Genomic DNA, 26,909 nt, shown 5'->3' with positions numbered 1-26,909 from the left:
GTCACTGCTCCTTCTGCGCGGCGGGCTTGCGGGCCGGGCGCTTGGCCGGGGCCGCCGAAACCGCTTCCGCCGGTTCCTGATCCGCCAGGTGGTTGGCCGCGATGTAGCCGAACACCATGGCGGGGCCGATGGTCGCGCCCGCGCCGGCGTAGTCGTTGCCCATCACGGCGGCCGAATTGTTGCCCGCCGCATAGAGACCGGTGATGACGTTGCCCTGGTCGTCCAGCACCCGGGCGTGCTCGTCGGTGACCAGACCGCCCTTGGTGCCCAGATCGCCCGGCACCATCTCGACCGCGTAGAACGGGCCGCGCTCGAGCGGGGCCAGGGTCGGGTTGGGCTTGACGGTCGGATCGCCGTAGTAGCGGTCGTAGGCCGAATCGCCGCGCAGGAAGTCCTCGTCGCGGCCGGCGCGCGCGAAACCGTTGAACCGCTCGACGGTGGCGGCCAGCTTGTCGGCCGGGATGTTCAGCACGGCGGCCAGTTCGGCGAGGGTGTCGGCCTGCTTGATGATGCCCGCGTCGAAGTACTTCTGCGGCAGCGGACGCTTGGGGAAGTTGCCCAGGAACAGGTACCGGTCGCGGAAGTTCTGGTCGAAGATGAAGTGCGCCGGAATGCTGCCCGGCACCTTCTCCTCTTCCTCGTACATGGTGTGCACGACGTTCACGTACGGCGCGGACTCGTTGACGAACCGCTCGCCGTTGGCATTGACCACGATCGCGCCCGGCTGCGAGCGCTCGGCCAGCATGAAGAACGGCGGGCCGTCGGGGTTGCGTACGGACGGGCCCCACCAGGCGTCGTCCATGAGATCGACCGCGCCGCCGGCCTTCTGGCCCGCCACGATCCCCTCGCCGACGTTCTCGGTCGCGCCGACGGTCCAGGCGGTGTTCTGCGGCCCGGCGATGTACTGCTTGCGCATCTCCAGGTTGTGCTCGAAACCGCCGGCGGCCAGCACCACGCCGCGCTTGGCCTTGATGGTGACCGGACGGCCCTCGTGCTCGGCCTTGACGCCGACCACCACGCCGCCTTCCACGATCACCTCGGTGAGCGGGGTGTTCAGCCACACCGGCACGCCCGCGTCGCGCAGCGATAGCCACAGCCGGGCGGCCAGGGCCTTGCCCAGGCTCAGCGGCAGCGCGCCCTTGAGCATGTTCAGCGCGGTCTTCGCGCCCACCTTGATCGCGGTCTTCTTGCCCGCCCAGGTGCGCGCGATCATGTTCAGGTCGTGGAAGTCCTTGACCGTGATGGCGATTCCCGCGGGCGCGGACATGGTCGGCTTATTGATCTTGTGCAGATCGCCGCCCAGCAGCCGCCCGTCGATCGGCTTGGGCTCGATGCTGCGGCCCTGCGCCAGCCCGCCCGGGTACTCCGGGTGGTAGTCGGAATACCCGCGGTCGTAGGCGAACTCCCAGTACTTGGAGCGAGCGCCGATGTAGCGGAACATCTCCGGGCCGTGCTCCAGGAACGCCTGCTGCTTGGCATCCGGAACCCGGTCACCCACAACGGCTTTGAGATAGGTGCGCGCCATGGTCTGGCTGTCCGGCACCCCGGCCGCCTGCAGCACCGGATTGTTCGGCACCCAGATGCCGCCGCCCGAGCGCGCGGTGGAACCGCCGAACAGGTGGCTCTTCTCGATCAGGGTGACCGACAGGCCACGATAGGCGGCGGTCAGCGCGGCGGTCATGCCCGCCGCACCGGAACCCACGACCACGACGTCGAATTCGAATTCCATCAGAGTTCAGTCCTTAGTAGCCGCAGCTGGTCAACATGCCGCCGTCGACGACGAATTCGCCGCCCGTGCAATAGCTCGAGGCATCGGAGGCCAGGAACAGCGCCACCTCGGAGACCTCGACCGGCCGGCCCCAGCGCGGAATGGGCAATTCGGAGAAGAAGGTATTGCCGTCCACCCCGGACGCGCCCGCGACAGCGGCGGTCATGGGGGTGGCGATACCGCCGGGGTGCAAGGAGTTCACCCGGATACCCGAGTGGCCCAGCTCCCGGGCGGCAGATTTGGTGAGCCCGCGCAGCGCGAACTTGCTCGCGCTGTAGGCGGAGAGACCGGACGCGCCGACGAAGCCCTCGACCGAGGACACGTTCACGATGGCACCGCCGCCGGCCGCGGTCATGGCCGCGGCGACCGACTTGATGCCGAGGAACGCGCCGGTCAGATTGATGTTCATGATCAGCTGGAACTCGTCCAGGGTCATGTCGACGATCTTCTTGAACCGCAGGATGCCGGCATTGTTGACCAGCACGTCCAGCTTGCCGAAGCGCTCGACCGCAGCGGAAACCGCCGCGGTCCAATCGCTTTCGCTGGTCACATCGTGATGCACGTAGGCGACCGCGTCGCCGAGTTCGGCCGCGAGGGCCTTGCCCTCGTCGTCGAGCACATCACCGAACACGACGCGCGCGCCTTCGGCGACGAAACGCCGCACATGCTCCGCGCCCATGCCACGCGCACCGCCCGTGACGAGGGCTACCTTGCCGTCCAGCTGTCCCACGGATTCCCGTCCTTCCGATTCACCATCGCCCGACGCGGGGCCTCACCTACTCGCGACACCCTGCGCCGCGCGTACAGCTCGGCGCAGCGATGGAAGTGGCTGTGGAACCGACGGTAAGTCTGCGGAAACCGGGCGGCACGGTGTGGTCCCGGCCACTGAGACAACTCGATGACCTGCCGGTATGAGTGCAGAAGTATTTCGGTTAGGCATTGCCGCCTGGACCGGCCGGAAGCAGGAGTCTCTGATGAAGTTCTCGATGATCTTCGAAGCGCAGATGACCGATCCGACCGCCGAGCACGAGGCACAGGTCTTACGCGATTCCGTCGAGCAGGCCGTGCTGGCCGACGAGATGGGGTTCGACACGGTCTGGGCGGTGGAACACCACGGGCTCAAGTGGTACGCGCACATGAGCGCCCCGGAGATCTTTCTGACCTGGGTCGCGGCCAAGACCTCGCGGGTTCGCATCGGCCACGGGGTCGTGTGCATGCCGTTCAACTTCAATCATCCGGTGCGGGCGGCCGAACGCGCGGCCATGCTGGACGTGCTGTCCGGCGGGCGGCTGAATCTGGGCGCGGGGCGCGGGTCCACCGAGGTCGAAACCTCCATGTGCGGAGTCGATCCGGCGCGGACCTATCAGGAGGTCGAGGAATCGCTGCGGATGATCGCGTCCGCCTGGCAGGATCCCGAGGCCGAATTCGAGTATCACGGTGAGCTTTTGGATATCTCGCCGCACCATCTGCTGCCGCGTCCGGTGCAGCGGCCGCATCCGCCGCTGTTCATGGCGTGCACCAAGAAGGACACGCTGAAGCTCGCCGCGGAGTACGGAATCGGCGCTCTGGTACTGGGTTTCGCGGGCGTGGCGGAGATCGCGGAACTGCGGCGCATCTATGACGACGCGATTGCCGCGCGTACCGGGGAGCGGTTCGTCTCCACCGTCGTCAACGATCATTTCGCGGCGCTGTGCCCGACCATCGTGCTGGACGATCGCGAGCAGGCGATTCAGATCGGCGCGCGTGGGCAGCGGTTCTTCGCGCAGGCCATCAAGCATTACTACGGTGCGGGGCCCATCCCGGACGAGGCGATCGACCCTACCGCCGACGCCGTCGCCCAGATGCGCGAAGCCGAGGCCGAGCACGTCGCCTACCTGCACGAAGCCAAGATTCCGGTGAAGACCGGAGCGACCGCCATCTTCAATACCGAGCACGCCTACGGCACCGCCGACGACGCCATCGCCTACGTGGAGCAGCTGCAGGCGGCCGGGGCCGACGAGATCCTGTGCCTGATCCAGATGGGCACGGTCCCCCAAGAGGCGTGCCTGGAAACCATCCGTCAGTGGGGCGAGAAGGTCATTCCCCACTTCTCTGGAATTCAACACCGCCGCAACAAGTAGCAATCGACAGAAGGAACCGAAATGGCTGATCTGACCGGCAAAGTCGCCCTGATCACCGGCGCCGCCCGCGGCCAGGGCGCGGCCGAGGCGCGCCTGTTCGTGGCGCGCGGCGCCAAGGTCGTCATCACCGACGTGCTCGAGGCCGAAGGCAAGGAACTGGCCGACTCCCTCGGCGACGCGGCCGTTTTCGTGCGTCACGACGTCACCGACGCCGAGAGCTGGAAGGCCGCCGTGGACACCGCCGTCGCCACCTTCGGCAAGCTGGACGTGCTGGTCAACAATGCCGCCATCTACATCATGAAGCCGCTCATGGAGACCACTCCCGATGAGCTGGAACGGATTCTGAAGGTCAACCTGATCGGCGCGTTCCTGGGCATCCAGGCCGTGGTGCCGGGCATGACCGAGAACGGCGGCGGTTCCATCGTGAACATCTCCTCGCAGGCCGGGCTCGAGGGCCTGATGAACCACTCCGCCTACGGCTCCTCCAAGTGGGGCCTGCGCGGTCTGTCCAAGATCTCCGCCCTGGAGCTCGGGCCCGCCCAGATCCGGGTCAACTCGGTGCATCCCGGCCCCATCGCCACCCCGATGGTGCCCTATCTGACCACCGGCCCGGGCAGCTTCCCGACCCTGCCGCTGGAGCGCACCGGCCTGCCGGAGGAGGTCGCCGAACTGGTCGCCTTCCTCGCCTCGGACGCTTCGGCCTACATCACCGGCGCGGAGGTGACCGTCGACGGCGGCCTGGCCGCCGGCAAGTTCATTCCGCGCGGAATGTAACCCTCGACCCGCCAAAATGGCTGTCCCGCCGCCCGTTCGGGCGGTGGGACGACCATCGAGCAGTTGCCTTCGGGCGAAAGGATTACCTCATGTCCCTGTCCCCCGAATGGCAGACGTTCGTGGACGCCGCGTCGGCGGCGTTCCCGGCGCTGGGCACCGAGGTGCTCGACGCCGCCGCAGCGCGGGCCTTCCTGGCCGCCCGGCCCGCCGTCAAAGCCGAACCGATTCCCGTTGCGGCGGTGGAGGAATGGCTGGTGCCGGGACCGGCCGACGCCCCCGAGATCCCGGTGCGGCTGTACCGGCCGCTCGATGCCGAATCGACTCCGGCCGTGGTGGTCTTCTATCACGGCGGCGGATTCGTGCTGTGCAACTTGGAAAGTCACGACAAGTTCTGCCGCATGATGGCCAATGAGGCCGGGGTGATGGTTATTTCGGTGGATTACCGCCGCGCCCCCGACGCCCGCTTCCCGGCCGCCGCCGACGACGCCTACGCCGTCCTGCGCTGGGTGGCCGACAATGCCGAATCCCTGGGCGGCGATCCCACCCGGCTCGCGGTGGCCGGGGACAGCGCGGGCGGCAATCTCGCCACCGTGGCCGCACTGCAGGCCCGCGACAACGGCATTCCCGACGTGGTCTTCCAGCTGCTCATGTACCCGATGCTGGACCCCGCCACCGACAGCGGCTCCTACACCGACAATGCCGAAGGCTATTTCACCACCGCGGCGCACCTGCGCTGGTATTGGCAGCAATACCTGAATTCCGAAGCGGACAAGGCGAATCCGTACGCCAATCCCATGGTCGCCGACCTGTCCGGCCTGCCGCCCGCGTATATCGCCACCGCCGAATTCGATCCGCTGCGCGACGAGGGCGAGGCCTACGGTCAGCGGCTGCGCGACGCGGGCATCGAGGCGGAGATCCATCGCTGGAACGGCACCGTGCACGGCTTCATGTCGATGGCCTTCCATCTGCGAGAAACCCAGCGCGCCAATACCTCCGCCTTCGCCGCGCTGCGTAAAGCGCTGACCCGCACGCCGACGGAAGCCCGCTGAATCGTTTGCCCGGAATTCCCAGCCGGTTCACAGGGCGAGCGGTTAGCATCGCCGGAGTTCGTCCATATGAAACGTCAGGGATTCTCTTGTCGGTTGCACGCCTTCTCACGCCGGTGCTCGGCACCGCCGCCGTGGCCATGACCATCACCACCGGGACCGCCGGGGCCGCGGGCCAGCCCTTCGGCACCATCGCGATATCCCAGCTCAGGAATACCGCGGTGGTGTCCACCGGATCGGGCAAGGTCTCGGCCGACGCCGCGGCCATCCGCGACTGCGCCAACTACGACTGCGAGATCGTGTTCCGATTCACCGCCGGATGCGGGGCCATCGCGCAGGGCGCGGACGGCAAATGGGGCTGGGCGGCAGCGGGTTCCCGCGAGGAAGCCGAACAGAACGCGGTGAGCGGACTGGGCGAGAGCGCCCCGGCCTTCCCCGACCTCGGCAGTGCCTCGCCGCGGGCGGCCAAGGTCGTCGGCTCGGCCTGCACCAGCTAGTTCTCAATGGTGGTAGCGCGCCTCGTAAGCGGCGCGCTCGGCCGCCCGCCGGCTCGCCCGGTGCGGGTTCTCCAGGTCCTCCGGCAGCCCGTGCCGGACCAGGCGGTGCGCGCGGTTCATCGGCATGTAGGCGACGATGTAGAACACCGCCAGCAGCACGCCGAGCAGGATCACCGCCAGGCGCAACCACAGTTCGCCGGGCAGCAGCAGGAACAGCGCGAAGATCGGCAGCATGGGCACCAGGCCGCGCACGATATGGCGCGGGACCGCCCAGGCGCCGGTCAGATCGTTGCACACCCAATCCTGTAGCTCGTCGGGGAGTTTGCGGCCGAAGGCGTAGCCGATCCACTGAATCGGATTGGGGCGCTTCATTATCGAGATCCCTTCTGCGGTTCCGGCAGCACCGAGCGACGTGCCGCGTCGTTCACGCGGGTCAGCACGTCACGCAGTTCCTCCAATTCGGCGAGCGTCACCCCGAGCCGTTCCACCACGGCCGGCGGAATCTTCTCCGCCTGCTTACGCAGCGCCCGGCCCTCGTCGGTGAGATCGACCACGAGGTTGCGTTCGTCGTTCACGGCCCGCCGCCGGGTGATGAACCCCGCCGCTTCCAGCCGCTTGAGCAGCGGCGACAGCGTCGGCGAATCCAGCTGAATGGCCTCGCCGATGGCCTTGACCGACATCGGGGACTCACCCCACAGCGCCAGCATGACCAGATACTGCGGATGGGTCAGGCCCATCGGTTCCAGCAGCGGCCGGTAGACGGCCAGCACCGCACGATTGGCGACGGCCAGCGCAAAGCACACCTGGCGGTCCAGCCGCAGCATGTCCTCTGTTTCCGGTTCCACGAAACACCTCCTCGCCGTCGAAGCTTAGCGTACAAATACTTCATGCACTAACTATTCGAGAGCGAGGAGTATTCCGGGCGGGATCGTCGCAGGTCAGTCGCGGGGCAGGGTCATCAGGCGCGCGGTGTTCATGTAGTCACGGAAGAGCGTCACCTGGCCGTCGTGGACGTGCACCACATTCACCGACGAGCGCACCTGCTCGCGGCCGCGGTCGGGGCGGGTCACATCCACCTCGTTCTCGATGACGAAGACGGCCGGGTCGGAAGTTTCGTGCACGAAGGGGTGGATGCCGTGCACTTCGATGCCGGACATGGAACCCCAACGGGCGGCGAGGAATTCGCGGATCTGCTCGCGGCCCTCGAGGCGTTCGGGCAGGCCAGGGACGGTGAACGGCATTTCGAAGACGGCATCCGGGGCCATGTGCGCAGCGAAGGCATCGGCGTCGCGGGCGGGGAGTTCCTTGAACAGCTTTTCGACCAGGTCACGGGCGGTTTCGACAGAGTGGGACACAACAGCCTCCAAAACGGAACGTAGGACCCGGTTAATATTCGGGGCGTGCGCCCCGGTTGTCAATGGGCGGTACGCTCCTGAGGTGACCGAACGACCCCTGCGCGCCGACGCCCGCCGCAATCGCGAACGCGTACTGGCCGCCGCGCAGGAAGCCTTTGCGGCCGAGGGGGTTTCGGTGCCATTGGATGAAATCGCGCGGCGGGCGGGGGTGGGGCCGGGGACCGTCTACCGGCACTTCCCCACCAAGGAGGCGCTGTTCGAGGCGGCCATGCTGGATCGCATCGAGCGCATGGCCGAACGGGCGCGCGTGGCCGCGAGCAGCGCGGATCCCGGGGTGGCGTTCTTCGAATTCCTGGATCGCATGGTCATGGAGGGTGCGGCCAAACGCGATCTGGCGGCCGCGCTCGGGCCGCACGATCCGGCCACCTATGCCGGGCCGACCGCCGTCATGAAAGACGCCATCGGCGAACTGCTTTCGCGCGCTCAGGCCGCGGGGGCGGTGCGCGGGGATATCGGCATCGGCGATCTCATGACGCTGCTGCAGGGCCATTTCATGGCCATGCACGCGGCGGGCTCCGATCCCGGACTGCGCGATCGCACCTTCGCCGTGCTCGCCGACGGGCTGCGCCACCGATAACTGCGGTCGCCAGGAAATTGCGGGTTGCCCCAACTCCGGGGTGAATTGCGCGGAGATTCGGCGATGTCCCCCATGTTTTGACGCGGGTGATGCTTTGATGCACACGTGTGCTCAGCGGTTGCCGAATCGGCGCCCGAGCCATTGCTCTGCTTCCGGGTTCGCTCCGATCGGCCGACGTGAGGGAGATCAGATTCGATGAAGCGCGTGCTCCGCAGCGCCGCGGTGGCGGCCGGACTGATGGTGGCTTCCTGCGCCCAGGACCGTGAACCCGAACCCGCCCCGCAGCCGCCGCCACGCACGCTCACCATCGGCATCAAATTCGATCAGCCCGGGCTGTCCACTCGCACCGCCGACGGAAAACCGACCGGCTTCGACGTCGACACCGCCGTCTACATCGCGGACCGGCTCGGCGTCCGCCCCGAGCACATCACCTGGCGTGAGGCGCGCTCCGAGCAGCGCGAAGAGCTGTTGAATTCCGGCACAGTCGATTTCGTGGTGGCCTCCTATTCGATCACCGCGGGCCGCCAGCAGCTCGTGTCCTTCGCCGGTCCCTATCTGATCGCCGGGCAGGATCTGCTGGTCCGGCAGAGCGAAACCGGCATCGAGCGGCCCGAGGATCTCAACGGCCGCACCGTCTGCACCGCCGAGGGCTCCACCTCCGCCGAGAAGATCCGCAGAAGTTTCGCCCGCAATGTCAGACTCAGCACCCGCGACACCTACGCCCAATGCGTCGCGGACCTGATCTCCGGCACCGTGGACGCGGTCACCACCGACGACGTCATCCTGGCCGGCTATGCCCGCGAGCACCCCGGCACCCTGCGCGTCGTCGGCCATCGCTTCACTCGTGAGCGCTACGGCGTCGGCGTCCGAAAAGGCGATCTGGCCTTGCAATCCCAGATCACCGCCGCCATCCGCACCATGATCGCCGACGGCACCTGGCGCCGCACCATGGCCGCCAATCTCGTCACCACCGGCTCCAAACCCTTCACCGCCCCCGTGGTCTTCAACGCCCCCGACCAGCCCCTCGCCCCCGGCGACCCCACCACCCTCGACCCCGACCTCGTCCGCGTCACCAAAGCCATCTCCGCCACCTCCAACGCCCGCGACTGGGAAGGCTTCCGCTCCCTCGTCTGCCCCGAAACCGCCGACGCCATAGACGAAATAGTCACCACCTACACCCCCCAATACGACAAAACCCTCGGCCCCGAAGTAAAAACCGCCGGCTTCACCAACACCGTCACCGGCGTCACCCAATCCGACCCCGACACCGCCACCTTCGTCTTCCACGAAGCCTTCACCAACGTCCCCGAAAAATACCGCCACTACTTCAAGGACATCGACTACACCGGCAACCTCGTCCGCCGCAACGGCGAATGGAAACTCTGCTCCCTCGCAGCCGATTTCGTGGAGCCGTAGGGGGTCCGTTCACGACGGCCCGCGGAAAATTCGAGTGCGCTCGGATCACCGGTGCACCTACGGTGGGGGCAGTCGAAAGAGAGGACCGTCCGATGTTTCCCGTCGAGCTGCGCGGAGCGCGAGCGCAGACACTCATGTGGGCCCACGAGCACGAGGTCGAAGCGGCTGCGCTGCAACAGTTGCGGAATATCGCACAGCTGGAGTGGGTGCATGGGGTGCGGGTAATGCCAGATGTGCATCTCGGCAAGGGCGCCACCGTTGGATCGGTGATTGCGATGAAGGACGCAATCGCACCCGCGGCCGTAGGCGTCGATATCGGATGCGGAATGGAGGCGGTGCGAACCTCGCTGACCGCGTCCGATCTTCCCGACAACTTGCGGTCCTTGCGATCACGGATCGAAGCAGCGGTACCGGTCGGATTCTCGACGCATCAAGATCCGGTGAATGTCAATCGGCTCAACGCACAGGTTGCCGGACAGCGCGCAGCGGGTACTACCTTGCGAGCCGGCTGGGAGAAGTTCTGGAAGGCCTTCGGATCCTTGGACTCCGGCGTTCAGGCCTTGGAATCCAAGGCTCACAAGCAAATCGGTACGCTTGGCTCAGGAAATCATTTTGTGGAACTTTGCCTAGCTGATGATCAGTCGGTGTGGATTCTGCTGCATTCCGGGAGCCGGAATATCGGTAAGGAACTGGCGGAGCGGCATATGGCGGTGGCTCGTAAGTTGCCGCACAACCAGAATCTGGTGGATCGGGATTTGGCGGTATTCCTTTCCCGTACTTCGGAAATGGATGCTTATCGGCGCGATCTGAACTGGGCGCAGGAGTATGCGGCGCGGAATCGTGCCGTCATGCTGGCGCTGGTGTGCAAGGCGGTGCGCGATGAGTTCGGTGAGCATCCGGTGGAATTCGACGAGCCGATTTCCTGCCATCACAACTATGTGGCGGAGGAGATCATCGACGGGATGCCGATGCTGGTCACCCGGAAGGGTGCGGTGCGGGCGGGGGCCGGGGATCTTGCGCTGATTCCGGGATCCATGGGCACGCGGTCGTATGTGGTGCGGGGCAAGGGAAATCCGGCTTCGTTCCAGTCCGCTTCGCATGGGGCGGGGCGGCGGATGAGCCGGAATGCGGCGAAGAAGCAGTTCACGGTGAAGGATCTGATCGCGCAGACCGAGGGCGTCGAGTCGCGTAAGGATGCCGGGGTGATCGATGAGATTCCGGCGGCTTACAAGGACATCGACCAGGTGATTGCGGCGCAGTCGGATCTGGTGGACATTGTCGCGACGTTGCGGCAGGTGTTGTGCGTGAAGGGGTAGGTGCGCGCCTTCCGTCGTCTCAGCGGCGGCGGAAGGTGGCGGCTACGCCCGCGCCGATGAGCAGGATGCCGACTATCAGGGGGAAGCCGGTGCGTAGCCATTCGTAGAGGGCTACGTGCAATTCGTCGGAGATGGCGGGGATATTGCCGATCAGGCGGAAGCAGTCGGTGGGGAAGACGAGGTAGACCAGGCCGGGGAGGACGCCCCAGACCAGGCCGGCGGCGATGGTGCCCGCCGGGGAGTAGGCGGCCAGGGCCGCGACCACCAGGAACAGGGCTGCGCCCAGCAGGATTTGGAAGGCCGAGCCGAGGCGGTCGGAGAAGTCGCCGAGGATGGTCCACTGGCGGCTGTCGGCGGCGCCGTTCGCGGCGAAGCCGATGCCGACGGGGGTGAGCAGCAGGCCCGCGAGGGTGCCGGTCAGGGTTTTCGACGTCGTTCCCGTGGTGCGGAACTGCGCTCCGGGCGGCGTCCACCCCGCGGGGGAAGGAAATTTCTCCGGCATGACTGGCTCCCTGCGTTCCCCCGGGACGCCCCGAACCAGCCCGGACGCTCCTATTGTCCGCCGCCACACCGGTTCCCGCGCGATCTTGCGCGGAACCGCAATCAAGGCGATTCCCGCAGGACACCGGCGTTTCCTCCGGCGAGCCGTGACACGCCGATGCTCGGGTCGCGCGAAGTCGGCCGGGTGTCGAGGGCTGTCGGTGGGGTGGGGCACCATGGAGCGCGTGACCTCGACCGACTCCTTCCCCTCGCCCTCGTCCGAAACCGCGCCGACCAGCACCGGCTCCGCGCTGCGGGCCGATGCCGAGGCGCTGCTGCGGGAACTGGCCGGTCCGGCCGCGCGGCTGCGGGAGGACCAGTGGGTGGCCATCGAGGCACTGGTGGTGGACCGGCGGCGGGCGCTGGTGGTGCAGCGCACCGGGTGGGGCAAGTCGGCCGTGTACTTCATTTCGGCGAAGCTGCTGCGGGCGCAGGGCCGCGGTCCGACAGTCATCGTGTCGCCGCTGCTGGCGCTCATGCGGAACCAGGTGGCGGCGGCCGAACGCGCGGGAGTGGTTGCGGCGACCATTAATTCGGGCAATGTGACCGAATGGGACGAGATCCACGCGCGGGTCGCGGCCGGTGACGTCGATGTCCTGCTGGTGAGCCCGGAGCGCTTGAACAATCCCGACTTCCGCGATTCGGTGCTGCCGAAACTGGCCGCCGACGCCGGCCTGGTCGTCATCGACGAAGCGCACTGCGTCTCCGACTGGGGCCACGACTTCCGGCCCGACTACCGCCGCATCCGCACTCTTATCGCCGATCTCGGCTCGGACGTGCCGGTGCTCGCCACCACCGCGACCGCCAACGACCGCGTGGTCACCGATGTGGCGACCCAGATCGGCACCGACACCCTGGTGCTGCGCGGCGGACTGGATCGCGAATCCCTGCATCTGTCGGTGGTGCGCATTCCCGACGCGGTGGAACGCACCGCCTGGCTCAGCCGCCACCTGCACGAATTGCCCGGCTCCGGAATCGTGTACAGCCTCACCGTGGCCGCCGCGCACGACCTCGCCGACGTGCTGAACTCACACGGCCACCACGTCGCCGCCTACACCGGCCAGACCGATCCGGCCGAACGCGAAGCCCTCGAAGCCGCCCTGCTGAACAACGAGGTGAAGGCGCTCATCGCGACCTCCGCACTCGGCATGGGCTTCGACAAACCGGATCTGGGTTTCGTGGTGCACGTGGGCGCTCCTTCCTCCCCCATCTCCTACTACCAGCAGGTCGGCCGTGCGGGCCGCGGTACCGAACGCGCCGAGGTGCTGCTGCTGCCCGGGCCGGAGGACCGCCAGATCTGGAGTTACTTCGCGTCCGTGGCCTTCCCGCGCGAACATATCGTCCGCTCGGTGCTGTCCGCTCTCGGCACCGATCGCCCGCTCTCCACCGCCGCGCTGGAACCTCTCGTGGAGCTCAACCGCTCCCGCCTCGAAATGGTGCTGAAGGTCCTCGATGTGGACGGCGCGGTGCGGCGGGTGCGCGGCGGCTGGGTCGGCACCGGCGAGCCCTGGGTCTACGACACCGAACGCTACGAGCGTTTGAGCATCGCCCGGAATGCCGAGCAGCAGGCCATGATCGACTACCAGTCCACCGCCGACTGCCGGATGAACTTCCTGCGCCGCCAGCTCGATGACCCGGACCTGACCGCGGACGCTCCCGGCTGCGGCCGTTGCGACAACTGCACCGGCGCGCGCACCGACACCAGCGTGGACGCCGCCGATCTGGCCGCCATCCGTACCCGCCTGGACCGTCCCGGCATCGATCTGCCCCCGCGCAAGCAGTGGCCGACCGGCATGGCGAAACTCGGAATCTCCCTGTCCGGCAAGATCTCCGACGGCGCGGAGACCGGTCGCGTCCTGGGCCGCCTCAGCGATCTCGGCTGGGGTCAGCGCCTGCGCGCCCTACTGGACGGCCCCGACGCCCCCGTCCCCGACGAGGTCTTCCGCGCCTGCACCGTCGTACTGCGCGAATGGGATTGGGCCCAGCGCCCCACCGCCGTCATCGCCATGGATTCCCCCCGCCATCCCATCCTCACCCGCTCCCTGGCCGCCGCCCTCGCGAAAGTCGGCCGCCTGCAAGACCTCGGCGTCCTGCACCTGCGCCCCGACCTCCCCCCGGTCTCGGCCGCCAACTCCGCCCACCGCGTAGCGGCCCTCCACAATGCCTGGGAGCCACCGGATCTCACCGGCATCGACGGCCCGATCCTCCTGGTGGACACCCTCACCGATTCCGGCTGGACCCTCACCATGGCGGCCCGCACCCTCCGCGCCGCCGGCGCCCCAGCCGTCCTCCCCTTCGCCCTCGCCACCCCGTCCTAGCCTGAACCGCCCCCAGCGCACGCACCCTCGTCATTCCGGCGGGCTCTCGGCCGGAATCTCAATCGTCTGCGACCAGCCCGCGGTCCTTCAATCCCTCGATCGAATCGACGTACTTCAGCATCAGGCGCGCGAATTCGACCCGGTCCCGGTCCGACCAGTCGGCGGTGATGTAGTCGTAGGCGGCCCGCTGGTGCTTGCGGTAGCGGGCCATCAACGCCTCCCCTTCCGCGCTCAATTGCAGCACCGCTCGCCGTCCGTCCAGCTGTGACGGCACCCGGATCAGGTAGCCGGCCTTGATGTTGTCGGTCACCATCCGGCTCGCCACCGAGGGATCCACCCCGAGATGCTCGGCCACCCCGCCGACCGTCACTTCCGCCCCCGGCTCCTGCGCCCGCTCCTGCACGATGTTCAGCACCAGCGTGCGCGCCATGTCCTTGGCCGAGACCGGGTTCTCCACTTCGCGCAGCACACCCCGCCGCAGCTTGCCGAATGCCGGTCCGACGGCGTCGAGCAGCTCGTCATCGGTACGTGAGTCCTTCGCGGTCATCGGCACATCGTATATCCATGCCATCACGCAATCATGTGTTGACTCGCAATCGTGTGCATGCTTACATACATATGCCATCAAGCACAGATTTCATTCGGACGGAGATCCCCCATGACCACCCTCGTCACCGGCGCCCGCGGCAAGATCGGCCAGACCGTCATCGCCCGCCTGCACGCCGCCGGCCTCCCGGTCCGTGCCGCCAGCGCCGTCCCGGCCGAGGCCACCGTCCCGTCCGGCGTCGAACTCGCCGAACTCCGCCTGGACGCCCCCGAAACCTTCACCGCCGCACTGAAAGACGCGCGTCAGGTCTTCCTCTACGCCGAACCCGCCGGTATCGACGCCTTTCCGGGGCTCGGAGCGCGGCGGATCCGACCGGCTATTCCTCGTCTTCGGTGACCAGGCCGCGGCGCACGCGCGAGGCGTGCTTACGCTCGGCCGCGCCGATCCGCTCGGTCTGGTCCAGGCGCGGGTCCACACCGCGACGGGTCATCAGGGTCTCGACACCGGCGGAGATGGACGGCTCCCAGTCGAAGCAGTAGTCGGCGATCGTCACCGACGCGCCCGGCTGGGCCCCCATCTTCACGAGTTCGTCCTCGACGCCGAGGCGGGCCAGGCGGTCGGCCAGGTAGCCCACGGCCTCGTCGTTGTCGAACTGGGTCTGACGCACCCAGCGCTCCGGGCGCTCGCCGACGACGATGAAGCCGCCCTCCTCCTCCGGATCGGGCAGGACGCGGAAACCGCTGTCGCCCTTCACGACCGGACGGATGATCTGGCGCTTCGCCTCCACCTTCGGATGCGCGGCACGATATTCGGCGACCATCTCGGCGAGCGCGAAGGTCAAGGGGCGCAAGCCTTCCCGGCTCACGGCGGAAATCTTGAAGACCGGCCAGCCGCGCTTCGCGAACTCCGGCTCCACGAAGTCGGCGAGTTCGTCGGCATCGGGGATATCGGCCTTGTTCAGGATCACCACGCGCGGGCGGTCGGCCAGATCACCGAGGCTCGCGTCGCCCTTCAGCGCGGGCTGGTACGCGGCCAGTTCGGCTTCCAGGGCATCGACATCGGAGATGGGGTCGCGGCCAGGCTCCAGGGTCGCGCAGTCCACGACGTGCGCGAGCACCGCGCACCGCTCCAGATGGCGCAGGAAGTCCAGGCCCAGACCGCGGCCCTCGCTCGCGCCCGGGATCAGACCCGGCACGTCGGCCACGGTGAAAGTCGTGTCACCCGACTGCACCACACCGAGATTCGGCACGAGCGTGGTGAACGGGTAGTCGGCGATCTTCGGCTTCGCGGCCGACAGCACCGAAACGAGGGAGGACTTGCCGGCCGACGGGAAGCCCACCAGGCCCACGTCCGCCACCGACTTCAGTTCCAGCACCAGGTCGCGTTCCTGGCCCTCTTCGCCGAGGAGTGCGAAACCGGGCGCCTTGCGCGCCTTCGAGACCAGCGACGCGTTCCCGAGCCCGCCGCGGCCGCCCTGCGCGGCGACGAAGGTGGCGCCCACGCCGATCAGGTCCGCGAGGATCTCGCCGTCGGGGCTCATCACGACGGTGCCGTCCGGCACCTTCAGCACCAGGCCCTCGCCCTGCTTGCCATTGCGGTTGCTGCCCTCGCCGGGCTTGCCGTTGCCGCCCTTGGCATGCGGATGGAAATGGAAGTCCAGCAGGGTGTGCACGTTCGGGTCGACCTCGAGGATCACATCCCCGCCGTTGCCGCCATTACCGCCGTCGGGTCCGCCCAACGGCATGAACTTCTCGCGGCGCACCGAGGCGCACCCGTGCCCACCTTTGCCCGCGGTCACGTGCAGCACGACGCGGTCGATGAATTTGGACATATCGGTGATCATCCTCCTTCAGGACTAGTCGTGTTGACCGTGGGCCTTCGTGTCGAAAGCACGGTGTCGAAACAAACGAAAGCGGGTCAGGGTTGCTTCAACCCTGACCCGCTTCGGAAAGCTAGTGGAGCGAACTCCGGTGCGCCGGTCAGGCGTTCACCGGCTCCGGAACCACGATGTTGACGGTCTTGCGACCACGCTTGGTGCCGAACTGCACCGCGCCCGCCTCGAGGGCGAACAGGGTGTCGTCACCGCCACGGCCGACGTTCACGCCGGGGTGGAAGTGCGTGCCGCGCTGGCGGACCAGGATCTCGCCGGCCTTGACGGTCTGACCGCCGAAGCGCTTCACGCCGAGCCGCTGGGCATTCGAATCGCGACCGTTGCGCGAGCTGGATGCACCCTTTTTATGTGCCATGACTAACTCCTCGTGCCGGGGTGACGAACCCCAAGTCGGATTACTTGATGCCGGTGACCTTCAGGACCGTCAGCTTCTGACGGTGGCCCTGACGCTTGTGGTAGCCGGTCTTGTTCTTGAACTTGTGGATGCGGATCTTCGGGCCCTTGGTCTGTTCGACGACCTCGGCGGACACGGAGACCTTCGCCAGCTTGTCAGCATCGGTGGTCAGCTCGGCACCGTCAACGACGAGCACCGGCGCCAGCGACACCGAAGTGCCCGGCTCACCCTCGATCTTCTCGACCTTCACCAGGTCACCAACCGCGACCTTGTACTGCTTTCCGCCGGTCTTGACGATCGCGTACGTTGCCATCGGTCGGCTGCCCTTCTTTCTTTACAAGTGCTCGGCGCTAGCTCGGCACTCTGCTCACACGGCTGGAATCCGATAGGACACCGGAAACCGCCGTAGCTGGTCTGTGGTATTCACCGCCGCCTCGGGCCGATGGCTCATAATCCGAACCTGGCCCGCGCTCTCACAGCACTAGTCACAACAGAGTGCCGTCGCAAGGGGGCAGCGACTGGTCAAGACTACAGGACTCACCCGACCCCTCCAAACCGGGGTAAGACAACTCTCGTAGCTGTCGGGGGCAAGCCCCCGCACCCCCGGCTCCGGGGATGGTGACGCTTTCTTACAAGAGCGCCGGATGCTCCGTCGATACGCTCGATTCATGCGAGCTACCGGCACCTTCAGCGTCAAGTCCTTCGTCCCCGCCGAGATCACCGCCGAACCGGTCATTCCGACCGCCGTGCCGGTCGGCCTGGCCATTATCGAGAAGCAGTTCGAGGGCGAGATCGTGGGACGTTCCACGACCCTGTTCACCTCCGCGTTCGACCCGGCGGCGGGTGCGGGCACCTATGTCGCGCTGGAGTCCTTCGAGGGGTCGTTGAACGGGGTCGCGGGCAGCTTCAATTTCGTGCACTCGGCGACCACCTCGGGTGCGGACCGGAGCGCGCCGTTCTTCACCATCGTTCCCGTCAGCGGGACCGGCGGGCTGGCGGGCATCCGGGGCACCGGGGATCTGACCATCGATGCGGACGGGACCCATCACCTCTGGTTCGAGTACGAACTGGGCTGAGGCGACAGCCCGGCGGAGCGAGCGACCGCCGGGCGGAAATACAGTGGCCCCGCCGTGGAAACGGCGGGGCCACTGTGGCTTTCCAGGGAACCTAGTTCGCGTCCTCCGGCGCACCGGCCGGGCGACCGGCGGCACGACGGCGCGGACGCGCCCGCGGCGGCACCGCGACCGGCGCCAGGTCCTCGAGGTTCAGCGCCGGGGTCTGCGGCTGATCGGTGCTGGAGAGCACGAACACCGCCCCCTTGCTGTCCGCGGCCGGAGCGGCGGCCGTACGGGCCACCCGGCGCCGGCTGCGGGTCCGCCCCGCGGGCTCGGCCTCGGTCTGCACGCCGGCGGCGGCCTGTTCCTCTTCCACCAGCACGGCGGCCTCGGCCCCGGCGGTCACGGCATCGGCCGCGACCACGGCATCGGCGGCGGCCGACGCGGCGGCGCTCACCCCGTGGGAGGTGCCGTTCGAGTGGAAACCGGCCTCCGCCACCGCTGTCACGGCGGCGTCCGCCTCGGCCTGGGCGGCATCGGTCTCCGCGGCATCGGCCACCTTCGCGGCGGCGCCGGCGGCGAGCGCGGCTTCCGCCGCCGCGTTCTCGGCGGCGGTCAGCAGCTGCGCGGCGGTGGCCACCGTATCGGCCTCGGTCCCGCTACCGGCCTGCGCCAGTTCGAGATTCGCCAGGTCCGCGGCGTGCACGGCATCCTCGACGGCCGCGTGCGCGGCATCCTCGGCCTGGTGCGCGGCCATCGCCATCGCGACCGGGTGGGCCCGCTTCGCGGCGGCCTGCTCGGCCTTGTGCTCGGTCTCGTGCTCGTCCTTGTCGGCTTCGACCTTCTCCTCGACCGGAGCCTCGGCGACCGGCGCGGTTTCGGCCGCGGCATTGCGATCCTTGCGGCGGCGACGCGAACCCTCACGACGGCCCACGCCCTCGCCCTCGGCGGCCGGAGACGCCTCGACGGGGTAGTTGTGCACCAGGATGCCGCGGCCGTGGCAGGTCTCACAGGTGGTGGAGAACGCCTCGACCAGGCCGGTGCCCAGCTTCTTACGGGTCATCTGGACCAGGCCCAGCGAGGTGACCTCGGAGACCTGATGGCGGGTGCGGTCGCGGCCGAGCGCCTCGGTGAGGCGGCGCAGCACCAGGTCCCGGTTGGATTCCAGGACCATGTCGATGAAGTCGACGACGATCATGCCGCCGATATCGCGCAGGCGCATCTGGCGGACGATCTCCTCGGCCGCCTCCAGGTTGTTACGGGTAACGGTCTCTTCGAGATTCGACCCGCCCGACCCGGTGAACTTGCCGGTGTTCACGTCGATGACGGTCATCGCCTCGGTGCGATCGATCACCAGGGTGCCGCCCGAGGGCAGCCACACCTTGCGGTCGAGGGCCTTGGCCAGCTGCTCGTCGATGCGCAGGCTGCCGAACACGTCGACGCCGGTGCCCTCGTAGCGCTCGACCCGGTTCAGCATGTCCGGCGCGACCGTGCGGACGTAGTTCTCCACGGTCGTCCAGGCGCGCTCGCCCTCGATGACCAGCTTGGAGAAGTCCTCGTTGAACAGGTCGCGAACCACCTTGACCAGCAGGTCCGGCTCTTCGTACAGGGTCTTGGGCGCGCCCGAGCCCTGCTTCGACTGTTCCTCGATGGTGCGCCAGGTGGCTTGCAGCCGTTCGACATCGCGCGCGAGTTCGGGCTCGCTCACGCCTTCGGACGCGGTGCGGATGATGACGCCGGCGTCCTGCGGCACGATGTCGCGCAGGATCTCCTTGAGCCGCTTGCGCTCGGTGTCCGGGAGCTTGCGGGAGATGCCGGTGGAGGTGCCGCCCGGCACGTACACCAGGAAGCGACCGGCCAGGCTGATCTGCGTGGTCAGGCGAGCGCCCTTGTGGCCCACCGGGTCCTTCGACACCTGCACCAGGACGGTGTCACCGGGCTTGAGCGCCTGCTCGATCTTGCGCTCGCGACCGCCGAGTCCGGCGGCCTCCCAGTTCACCTCGCCCGCGTACAGCACGCCGTTGCGGCCGCGGCCGATATCGACGAACGCGGCTTCCATGGACGGCAGCACGTTCTGCACCTTGCCCAGGTACACATTGCCGACCATCGAGGCCGAACCGGTGCTGGTCACGAAGTGCTCGACCAGGATGTTGTCCTCGAGCACCGCGACCTGGGTGGTGGAGGTCGGGTGTTCGGCGAAGTGCTTCTCGCGCACCACCATCACGCGATCCACGGCCTCGCGACGGGCCAGGAACTCGGACTCGGTCAGGATCGGCGGGCGGCGGCGACCGGCTTCGCGACCGTCACGGCGGCGCTGGCGCTTGGCTTCCAGGCGGGTCGACCCGCTGATGCCCTGAACCTCGTCGGAGGCGGCGGCAGCGGCCGCGGCGCGGCGCTTGCTGCGCGGTTCGCGCTCGTGCACGACCGTGTTCGGCGGATCGTCCTCGGCGGCTTCGGGCTCGTTGTCCTCGCCGCCCTTGCGACGGCGACGGCGACGGCGGCGACGGCTGCTCGAGCCCTCCGGCACGGCGGCCGAATCCTCGTCGTCGTCGGTGTCGTCACCGGATTCGTCGGCGTCGGTGGTGTCGGCGGTGACCGTCTCGTCGGTCTCGCCGTCCTCCGCGTCATCGGATTCGCCGTCGGCATGCTGTTCACCACGGCCCCGGCCGCGACCACGACGGCCGCGGCGGCGACGCCGCGAGGTGCCCTCGCCGCGCTGCTCCCGGTCCTCGCCGTCCCAGTCGCCGTCGTCCTCGGTCTCCTCGACCGCGGGCTCCTCGACGACCGGCGCGACCTCGGCCACCGGCTCTTCGGCCTTGACCTCTTCCGCCTTGGCCTTGCGGTCGGCGCGGCGCTTGCGGCGCGTCTCCTCGATGGCGGCGGCGTCCGGCGACAGGAACAGCGGCGCGGCCACGGCGGCCGCCGGCTGATAGGTCACCGGCTCCTCGGCCTGCGGGGCGGCCTGGAAGGGGTTGTTGAACAGGGAGGGCTGGCGCGCGGGCGGCGCGGGTTCGACCGCCGCCTCGGCCGCTTCGACTTCCTCGGCGGCCAGTTCGTCGGCGGCTCGGTCGTCGCCGGCGGCGATGGCCTGCTCGACGCTGGTCTCGACGATCGGTTCCGGATCCGCGGTCGCGGCCTCGACCGTGCGCGGCCCGAAGGCGTCACGGACGGTTTCGGCGACGGTGCGATCCAGACTCGATTGCGGACTGCGTGCCTGAGCGCCCATTTCGGTGAGATGGGCCAGGATGCGTTTGCTGGTTACGCCCAGCAGCTTCGCCAGTGCGTGCACTCGGATCCGTTCCGGCAACTGTTCGGCAGCCGGATTGGTGTCGGTCGGATCTTGACCGATACCAGCGGCCTCCCCTGCGTTCACCTGCGATGCTTCTTGCGGCTCTTGATCGGCCACGAATTCTCCTCGGAGACCCCCGGGCGCGTCCCTCCGAGGAGTGACGCGGCCGACGCGGGGGCGCTGTCTGTGGCGCCTCGAACCCGGGAGGGCACGAGACGAAATGGTCTCCGCTCCGCGTGGCCCGGGTGTCACCTGTGTTGTCGTCGTTCGGGCTTGCTGGCCACGCAGTGCCTGGCTGTTCGGCTCGACTTCGCGTTGCGAGCGTTCATCCAGCGTGCCTGCCCGACGGCCGAGTCTTGGAAGCCGTCGGCGGCAGCGATGATCGTCCGTCGCTCCGCGATGTCAATCGGAGGTGTCCGTTACCTGCCGCAAACGGTGGGCGTCGGTCACTTCCGTAGCCAGTATCCCACACGACCTCGGGGCGTCGCGCCCGCGCGGGCTTTCAGGGCTCGTCGCGCGTCGTGAGAAGGACAACTCTCGTGACTCTCAGGGGCGAGCCCCTGAAACCCCGAAAGCAGGGGTTGAAACGGGGGGTCTGGGGGCAGAGCCCCCAGACCTTCTTCCCGTCCGGGTCGGGGGCGGGGCCCCGGAGTTCGGTTCGCTACTGCGCGAAGCCGGGGAACCAGATGGCGATCTCGCGCTTGGCGGATTCGGGCGAGTCGGAGCCGTGGACCAGGTTGTACTGGGTCTCGAGGGCGTAGTCGCCGCGGATGGAACCGGGGACGGCCTTCTCGACGGGGTCGGTGCCGCCGGCGATCTGACGGAAGGCGGCGATGGCGCGGGGGCCTTCGAGGACGGCCGCGACGACCGGGCCCGAGGTGATGAATTCGATCAGCGAGCCGAAGAACGGCTTCTCGCGGTGCTCGGAGTAGTGCTCGACCGCCACTTCCTCGGAGACGTTCACCTGCTTCAGGGCGGCGATCTTCAGACCCTTGCGCTCGATGCGGGTGATGATCTCGCCGATCAGGCCGCGGGCAACGCCGTCCGGCTTGATGAGTACCAAAGTCTGCTCAGTCACGCGGTTCAGCCTAGTGGGCAGGTTGCCCGATCAACGATTCAGGCTTCGGTCATCCGCTGGCTGGGCAGCGCGCCCGCGTCCATCTTCTTCTTGACGTCGGCGCGCAGCACCAGGATGAACAGCCACACGGCGAGGAACACCACGGCGATCACCAGGATCGAGATATGGATGAATCCGCCTGCGAGCAGCGCGAACTGGAGTCCGAGGTTGAACCAGAGCGCCCACGGCTTCCGCTGTACGCTGGCGCCCAGGAACATGATCACGGCCAGCCCGACCAGGTACAGCACCGACCACCAGCGCAGTCCGCCGCCGACCTGCGCGACCACCGGCAGCGCGAGCAGCACGGTGATCGCCTCCAGCACGAGGGACCCGGCCATGACGCCGCGCAGACCCTTCCACGGATCGGTGGCGGGCGCGGGCACCTCGGGCGTGGCGTCGGAGGTCATGCTGTGTCCTTTCGAGCGTGAGCGGGGCGCTGCGTGGTTACGCTGCGCTGCCTCCTTCGCGCCTGACCGCTCACGCTGGGTCCTTTCCGAACAGGCTGCGGGCCGCCCCGGCGGTGACGACCGATCCGGTGATCACGATGCCCGCGCCGGAGACCAGTTCACCGTCGTCGCCGTCTTCGGCGAGATGGATGGCGGTCTCGATGGCGTCGGCGAGGTCGTGTGCCACGGCCACGCGTTCGTCACCGAACCGCTGCACCGCCAGGTTGGCCAGATCGTCCACGGGTAGCGCTCGGGGGGAACCGTTCTCGGTGACCACGATCTCGTCGAAGACCGGTTCCAATGCGTCCAGGATGCCACCGGCGTCCTTGTCCGCCAGCACCGCGATCACGCCGACCAGTTTGCGGAAGTCGAATTCGCTGGTCAGGGTGGCCGCCAAAGCCTGTGCGCCCTGCGGATTGTGGGCCGCGTCCAGGAAGATGGTCGGCGCGCTGCGCATCCGCTCCATTCGCCCCGGGCTGACGGCGTTCGCGAATCCGGCTCGCACGGCATCGATATCGAGCTGCCGCGAGGACCCCGCCCCGAAGAACGCCTCGACCGCGGCGAGCGCCAGCACCGCGTTGCGGGCCTGATGTTCACCGTGCAGCGGCAGGAAGATGTCGTCGTACACCCCGCCCAGGCCCTGCAGTTCCAGCACCTGTCCGCCGACGGCGGTGCGCCGCGCCAGCACCTGGAATTCCGAGCCTTCGCGCGCGACGGCGGCGTCGACCTCGACAGCCCGGCGCAGCAGCACGTCCATGACTTCGGGTTCCTGCTGGGCGATCACGGCGACGGTGTCGCGCGGCACCAGCCCGTCGTCCACGGCCTTCTTGATGATTCCGGCCTTCTCCCCCGCGATGGAGGTGAGGTCGGGGCCGAGGAAGTCGGTGTGGTCCAGGCCGATCGGGGTGATGACGGCGACCTGCCCGTCGATCACGTTCGTGGCGTCCCAGCGCCCGCCCATCCCGGTCTCCACGACCGCGACGTCCACCGGCGCTTCGGCGAAGGCCGCGTACGCCATGGCGGTGAGCACCTCGAACTTGCTCATGGCCGGTCCGCCCGCCGCCTTGGACCGTTCGTCGATCATCTCGACGAACGGCTGGATCTCCCGAAAGGTTTCGACGTAGCGCCCCGGCGTGATGGGTGCGTTGTCGATGGCGATCCGCTCGGTGGCCAGCTGCAGGTGCGGGCTGGTGATGCGCCCGGTGCGCCGGTGCAGCGCGGTGAGCAGCGAGTCGATCATGCGGGTGACCGAGGTCTTGCCGTTCGTGCCCGCGATGTGAATCGCCGGGTACCCCTGCTGCGGCGAGCCGAGCAGGTCCATCAGCGTCGCGATCCGGGTGAGCGACGGCTCGATCTTGGTTTCCGGCCAGCGCTGGTCGAGTTCGGCCTCGACCAGGGCCATTTCGGCGAGGTCGACCGGGGAGGTGCCGCTGGTCAGCGGCTGCCCCTCCTCGGCGTACCGGCGCTCGTCGCCGCTCACTTGGCTTCCGCCAGCTTCGCGATTTCCGCGAGCCGCGCGGTGATCCGCTCGACATCGGTCTCGGCGATCTCCTTGCGCGCCTTGATCTTCTCGACCACCTCGTCGGGCGCCTTGGCCAGGAATCCCTGGTTGCCGAGCTTGCCGGTGGTGCTCGTGAGCTCCTTCTGCGCGGCGGCCAGGTCCTTCTCCAGGCGGCGGCGTTCGGCGTCGAGGTCGACGGTCCCGGAGGTGTCGATCTCGACGGTCACCGTGGCATTGGTGAGCCGGACCTCGAGCGAGGCGGTGGCGGCGAAGTCGGCGCCGGCCGCGGTGAGCTTGGCCAGGTTGGCGATGGAGGTCTGCTGATCGAGCAGTTCGGCGGCGTCGATGCCGATCAGCTTGGCGGCCACCTTCTGCGAATCGGCCAGGCCCTGGTCGGAGCGGAAGCGGCGGATCTCGGTGATCAGCTTCTGGGTGTCGGCGATGCGCCGGGCGGCGTCGGCGTCGGCGGTCGCGCCGGAGGCCTGCGGCCAGGCCGCGACGACGATGGATTCGCCCGCCGCGCCGTCGGTCAGTGCGCGCCACAGCGATTCGGTGACGAACGGGATGGCCGGGTGCAGCAGCCGCAGCACGGCGTCGAGCACATTGCCGAGCACGATGCGGGTGGAGTCGGCGCGTTCCTCGGATTCGGCGAACTGCACCTTCGCCAATTCCAGGTACCAGCTGCAGAATTCGTCCCACGCGAAGTGGTAGAGGCCCTCCAGGGCCTTGCTGAACTCGTACCGGTCGAGCGCCGAATCCACTTCCGCCACCACCTCGTCGAGGCGATCGAGAATCCAGCGGTCGGTGTCGGTGAGGGTGTCGCGCGCGGGCAGTTCGCCCGGCCGCGCACCGTTCATGAGCGCGAACTTGGTGGCGTTGAACAGTTTCGTGACGAAGCTGCGCGACGCGGTCACGTGCGAGGTGCCCACCGACAGGTCGCCGCCCGGCTGCGCACCGCGCGCGAGGGTGAATCGCGTTGCGTCCGCGCCGTATTCGTTGATCCAGTCCAGCGGATCGATGCCGTTGCCGCGCGACTTGGACATCTTCTTGCCGTGTTCGTCGCGAATCAGCCCGTGCAGGAACACATCCCGGAACGGCACCTGCTTCTGCTGCGGATCCTTGCCCGCGGTCAGCACGGCGTCGTCGGAGACGAACATGCCGAACATCATCATGCGCGCCACCCAGAAGAACAGGATGTCGTAGCCGGTGACGAGCACGCTGGTCGGATAGAACTTGGCCAGTTCGGGCGTGGCGTCCGGCCAGCCCATGGTGGAGAAGGGCCACAGGCCGGAGGAGAACCAGGTGTCGAGCACGTCCGGGTCCTGCACGTAACCCTCGGGGGCCTGCTCGTCCGGGCCCACGCACACGATCTCGCCCTCGGGGCCGTACCAGATCGGGATGCGGTGACCCCACCACAGCTGGCGGGAGATGTTCCAGTCGTGCATGTTGTCGACCCATTCGAACCAGCGCGGTTCCTGGCTCGGCGGGTGGATGACGACGTCGCCGTTGCGGACGGCGTCGCCCGCGGCCTTGGCGATGCCCTCGACCTTCACCCACCACTGCATGGACAGTCGCGGCTCGATGGGCTCGCCGGAGCGCTCGGAGTGCCCGACCTGGTGCTTGTACGGGAACTTGCGGTCGACGATGCGGCCTTCGGCTTCCAGGCGCTCGCGGATCTTCAGCCGCGCCTCGAACCGGTCCATACCGTCGAATTCGGTTCCGCTGTCGGCGATCTTGCCGGTCTTGTCCATGATGGTCGGCATGGGCAGGCCGTGGCGCAGGCCGAGCTCGAAGTCGTTGGGGTCGTGCGCGGGGGTGATCTTCACTGCGCCGGAACCGAATTCGGGATCGACGTAGTCGTCGGCCACGATCGGGATCTGGCGACCGGTGATCGGGTGGTAGACGGTGGTGCCGATGAGCGCCTTGTACCGCTCGTCGTCCGGGTGCACCGCGACCGCGGTGTCACCGAGCATGGTCTCCACGCGGGTGGTGGCGACGATCACGTGCGGTTCGTCGTCGTTCATCGACCCGAAGCGCATGGACACCAGTTCGCCGTCCACCTCCTTGTGATCCACCTCGAGATCGGAGATGCCGGTCTGTAGCACCGGCGACCAGTTCACCAGCCGCTCGGCGCGGTAGATGAGCCCCGCGTCGTAGAGCCGTTTGAAGATGGTCTGCACGGCGCGCGAGAGCCCGTCGTCCATGGTGAAGCGGTCGCGACTCCAGTCGACGCCGTCGCCGAGGCGGCGCATCTGGCCCTGGATCTGGCCGCCGCTCTCGCGCTTCCAGTCCCAGACCTTGTCGACGAACAGTTCGCGGCCGAAGTCTTCCTTGGTCTTGCCGTCGACGGCGAGCTGCTTCTCCACCACGGTCTGGGTGGCGATGCCGGCGTGATCCATACCGGGCAGCCACAGCACCTCGTAGCCCTGCATGCGCTTGCGGCGGGTGAGCAGGTCCATGAGGGTGTGGTCGAGGGCGTGGCCCATGTGCAGGGTGCCGGTGACGTTCGGCGGCGGCAGCACGATCGAGTACGGCGGCTTGTCGCTGGATGCGTCGGCGGTGAAGTAACCGGCGGCTACCCACTGCTCGTACAGGTCGGCCTCGACGTCACCGGGATTCCAGGACTTGGGGAGGGCATCGGCACGATTGCGTGGGTTCTCAGAGGCTGCGCTGGTCACCTGGCGATTCTAAGGGGCGGGATTCTGCCACCTCTACCGGGTTTTGGATAGCCGAAGAGCGGGGCTTTCGGCGGATGAGGGACACCGAAAGCCCCGCCCTCGTGATTCAGCCTACCGGGGTTTCGGGCGGAGGCGGCGAATCCATAAGCAATTCTCAGGTTCTGACCCAAATGGGCCAGCGTAAGCCATTTTTCGTTGCATGGA

Annotated in this window: 25 protein-coding genes; 10 read left to right on the top strand and 15 right to left on the bottom strand. The window is 67.9% G+C overall.

Translation table 11 applies throughout. From position 1 onward, the window contains the following. Position 1 precedes the first annotated feature (1 nt). Positions 2–1,729: a 3-oxosteroid 1-dehydrogenase gene (gene kstD, locus LTV02_RS38485; protein WP_233036381.1), complete on the bottom strand. Its 1,728-nt coding sequence runs from the start codon at positions 1,727–1,729 to the stop codon at positions 2–4. 13 nt (positions 1,730–1,742) lie between these two features. Then, positions 1,743–2,447 (bottom strand): SDR family oxidoreductase, encoded by a 705-nt coding sequence (locus LTV02_RS38480; protein WP_233041898.1) that lies wholly within the window; start codon positions 2,445–2,447, stop codon positions 1,743–1,745. Between the two features lie 295 nt (positions 2,448–2,742). Between LTV02_RS38480 and LTV02_RS38475 the strand changes: the two genes are divergently transcribed. The 4 genes from LTV02_RS38475 (at position 2,743) to LTV02_RS38460 (ending at position 6,205) form a co-directional block, all read left to right on the top strand. Next, positions 2,743–3,888: an LLM class flavin-dependent oxidoreductase gene (locus LTV02_RS38475; protein WP_233036380.1), complete on the top strand. Its 1,146-nt coding sequence runs from the start codon at positions 2,743–2,745 to the stop codon at positions 3,886–3,888. 21 nt (positions 3,889–3,909) lie between these two features. Further along, on the top strand, positions 3,910–4,662 hold the full coding sequence (locus LTV02_RS38470) for an SDR family NAD(P)-dependent oxidoreductase (RefSeq protein WP_233036379.1): 753 nt from the start codon (positions 3,910–3,912) through the stop codon (positions 4,660–4,662). 89 nt (positions 4,663–4,751) lie between these two features. Then, entirely contained in the window at positions 4,752–5,711 is a 960-nt protein-coding gene (locus tag LTV02_RS38465) for an alpha/beta hydrolase (protein WP_233036378.1), read from the top strand. A gap of 86 nt (positions 5,712–5,797) precedes the next feature. Continuing rightward, positions 5,798–6,205, top strand: a complete 408-nt coding sequence (locus LTV02_RS38460) for a DUF4189 domain-containing protein (RefSeq protein WP_233036377.1) — start codon at positions 5,798–5,800, stop codon at positions 6,203–6,205. A gap of 3 nt (positions 6,206–6,208) precedes the next feature. On the opposite strand, the gene LTV02_RS38455 is transcribed toward LTV02_RS38460, so the two are convergent. From LTV02_RS38455 to LTV02_RS38445, 3 genes are all read right to left on the bottom strand, one after another. Continuing rightward, positions 6,209–6,577, bottom strand: a complete 369-nt coding sequence (locus tag LTV02_RS38455) for a DUF5313 family protein (protein ID WP_233036376.1) — start codon at positions 6,575–6,577, stop codon at positions 6,209–6,211. After that, the gene (locus LTV02_RS38450) at positions 6,577–7,029 is read right to left on the bottom strand and encodes a MarR family winged helix-turn-helix transcriptional regulator (RefSeq protein ID WP_233041896.1); all 453 of its coding nucleotides are present in this window, start codon (positions 7,027–7,029) and stop codon (positions 6,577–6,579) included. The genes LTV02_RS38455 and LTV02_RS38450 overlap by 1 nt, the downstream gene beginning before the upstream one ends. 114 nt (positions 7,030–7,143) lie before the next feature. Further along, positions 7,144–7,560, bottom strand: a complete 417-nt coding sequence (locus LTV02_RS38445; protein WP_233036375.1) for a nuclear transport factor 2 family protein — start codon at positions 7,558–7,560, stop codon at positions 7,144–7,146. Positions 7,561–7,642: 82 nt separating this feature from the next. On the opposite strand from LTV02_RS38445, the gene LTV02_RS38440 reads away from it, so the two are divergent. The 3 genes from LTV02_RS38440 (at position 7,643) to LTV02_RS38430 (ending at position 10,929) form a co-directional block, all read left to right on the top strand. After that, positions 7,643–8,197 (top strand): TetR/AcrR family transcriptional regulator, encoded by a 555-nt coding sequence (locus tag LTV02_RS38440; protein WP_233036374.1) that lies wholly within the window; start codon positions 7,643–7,645, stop codon positions 8,195–8,197. Between the two features lie 195 nt (positions 8,198–8,392). Next, positions 8,393–9,613, top strand: coding sequence for a glutamate ABC transporter substrate-binding protein (locus tag LTV02_RS38435; protein WP_233036373.1), 1,221 nt, complete (start codon positions 8,393–8,395; stop codon positions 9,611–9,613). Positions 9,614–9,705: 92 nt separating this feature from the next. Beyond that, positions 9,706–10,929 (top strand): RtcB family protein, encoded by a 1,224-nt coding sequence (locus tag LTV02_RS38430; protein WP_233036372.1) that lies wholly within the window; start codon positions 9,706–9,708, stop codon positions 10,927–10,929. A 19-nt stretch (positions 10,930–10,948) separates the two neighbouring features. On the opposite strand, the gene LTV02_RS38425 is transcribed toward LTV02_RS38430, so the two are convergent. After that, positions 10,949–11,431 (bottom strand): hypothetical protein, encoded by a 483-nt coding sequence (locus LTV02_RS38425; RefSeq protein WP_233036371.1) that lies wholly within the window; start codon positions 11,429–11,431, stop codon positions 10,949–10,951. Between the two features lie 214 nt (positions 11,432–11,645). On the opposite strand from LTV02_RS38425, the gene LTV02_RS38420 reads away from it, so the two are divergent. Then, the gene (locus tag LTV02_RS38420) at positions 11,646–13,787 is read left to right on the top strand and encodes a RecQ family ATP-dependent DNA helicase (RefSeq protein ID WP_233036370.1); all 2,142 of its coding nucleotides are present in this window, start codon (positions 11,646–11,648) and stop codon (positions 13,785–13,787) included. Between the two features lie 58 nt (positions 13,788–13,845). Here LTV02_RS38420 and LTV02_RS38415 read toward each other — a convergent pair whose 3' ends face one another. Continuing rightward, positions 13,846–14,334, bottom strand: coding sequence for a MarR family winged helix-turn-helix transcriptional regulator (locus tag LTV02_RS38415; protein WP_233036369.1), 489 nt, complete (start codon positions 14,332–14,334; stop codon positions 13,846–13,848). 111 nt (positions 14,335–14,445) lie between these two features. On the opposite strand from LTV02_RS38415, the gene LTV02_RS38410 reads away from it, so the two are divergent. Continuing rightward, positions 14,446–14,730 (top strand): NAD(P)H-binding protein, encoded by a 285-nt coding sequence (locus LTV02_RS38410; protein WP_233036368.1) that lies wholly within the window; start codon positions 14,446–14,448, stop codon positions 14,728–14,730. On the opposite strand, the gene obgE is transcribed toward LTV02_RS38410, so the two are convergent. The 3 genes from obgE to rplU form a co-directional block, all read right to left on the bottom strand. After that, a complete protein-coding gene (obgE, locus tag LTV02_RS38405) occupies positions 14,711–16,165 on the bottom strand; it encodes a GTPase ObgE (RefSeq protein WP_233036367.1) in 1,455 nt (484 codons plus the stop codon). The genes LTV02_RS38410 and obgE overlap by 20 nt on opposite strands. Positions 16,166–16,313: 148 nt before the next feature. Further along, positions 16,314–16,580 carry a 50S ribosomal protein L27 gene (gene rpmA / locus LTV02_RS38400; protein ID WP_040806195.1) on the bottom strand — a complete coding sequence of 89 codons (267 nt, stop codon included), beginning with the start codon at positions 16,578–16,580 and terminating at the stop codon, positions 16,314–16,316. Between the two features lie 40 nt (positions 16,581–16,620). After that, the gene (gene rplU, locus LTV02_RS38395; protein WP_067710765.1) at positions 16,621–16,932 is read right to left on the bottom strand and encodes a 50S ribosomal protein L21; all 312 of its coding nucleotides are present in this window, start codon (positions 16,930–16,932) and stop codon (positions 16,621–16,623) included. A gap of 355 nt (positions 16,933–17,287) precedes the next feature. Here rplU and LTV02_RS38390 point away from each other — a divergent pair, with 355 nt between their 5' ends. Continuing rightward, on the top strand, positions 17,288–17,695 hold the full coding sequence (locus LTV02_RS38390) for a DUF3224 domain-containing protein (RefSeq protein ID WP_067710764.1): 408 nt from the start codon (positions 17,288–17,290) through the stop codon (positions 17,693–17,695). 91 nt (positions 17,696–17,786) lie between these two features. Here the strand turns inward: LTV02_RS38390 and LTV02_RS38385 are convergent, their stop codons facing one another. From LTV02_RS38385 to LTV02_RS38365, 5 genes are all read right to left on the bottom strand, one after another. Next, positions 17,787–21,080, bottom strand: a complete 3,294-nt coding sequence (locus LTV02_RS38385; protein WP_408639319.1) for a translation initiation factor IF-2 N-terminal domain-containing protein — start codon at positions 21,078–21,080, stop codon at positions 17,787–17,789. A gap of 544 nt (positions 21,081–21,624) precedes the next feature. Next, on the bottom strand, positions 21,625–22,041 hold the full coding sequence (ndk, locus tag LTV02_RS38380) for a nucleoside-diphosphate kinase (protein ID WP_067721574.1): 417 nt from the start codon (positions 22,039–22,041) through the stop codon (positions 21,625–21,627). A 38-nt stretch (positions 22,042–22,079) separates the two neighbouring features. Next, the gene (locus tag LTV02_RS38375) at positions 22,080–22,487 is read right to left on the bottom strand and encodes a DUF4233 domain-containing protein (RefSeq protein ID WP_233036366.1); all 408 of its coding nucleotides are present in this window, start codon (positions 22,485–22,487) and stop codon (positions 22,080–22,082) included. Positions 22,488–22,557: 70 nt separating this feature from the next. Further along, positions 22,558–23,928 carry a bifunctional tetrahydrofolate synthase/dihydrofolate synthase gene (gene folC, locus LTV02_RS38370; RefSeq protein WP_067721632.1) on the bottom strand — a complete coding sequence of 457 codons (1,371 nt, stop codon included), beginning with the start codon at positions 23,926–23,928 and terminating at the stop codon, positions 22,558–22,560. Positions 23,929–24,002: 74 nt separating this feature from the next. After that, positions 24,003–26,705, bottom strand: a complete 2,703-nt coding sequence (locus LTV02_RS38365; protein WP_233036365.1) for a valine--tRNA ligase — start codon at positions 26,703–26,705, stop codon at positions 24,003–24,005. Between the last annotated feature and the right edge of the window lie 204 nt (positions 26,706–26,909).

The organism is Nocardia yamanashiensis (assembly GCF_021183565.1).
GTDB lineage: Bacteria > Actinomycetota > Actinomycetes > Mycobacteriales > Mycobacteriaceae > Nocardia > Nocardia yamanashiensis.
Note: the sequence above shows the minus strand (reverse complement) of the source record. Positions and strands in the feature narration are given on the sequence as shown.